A 288-nucleotide genomic window follows, 5' to 3' on the forward strand; every position below is an offset into this window, starting at 1 on the left:
CTCTGTAATAGATCGTCACGCGGCTTTAACTTAGTAACCGTCTTTTTTACAGCTTTACTTTTTAAAGCTACTACATCAATCAAACCAACATAAGCTGGTTGTTCAGTACACCAACTTAGACAAGCAAACAGTAGACGATAGCTTTGCGCGGCAACCCCTGGTCGGGTTTTATTCTCGTTATCTAACCACCCCTTAATTACACTTGCAGTTAACTCACCCAACTTGGCATTTATTAGCGGGTAGAGGCAACCGGCTTTTGTGACCTTACCTTTGCCTCTAGCCCAAGGT

General features: G+C 43.4%; 1 protein-coding gene. It reads right to left on the reverse strand.

The features are described from left to right. Nucleotides 1–288 (reverse strand): hypothetical protein (locus AAEZ02_RS22190; protein ID WP_502959607.1); only part of this gene is annotated, 288 nt, incomplete at both ends.

The organism is Shewanella sp. T24-MNA-CIBAN-0130 (genome assembly GCF_040310185.1).
GTDB classification, from domain to species: domain Bacteria; phylum Pseudomonadota; class Gammaproteobacteria; order Enterobacterales; family Shewanellaceae; genus Shewanella; species Shewanella psychromarinicola.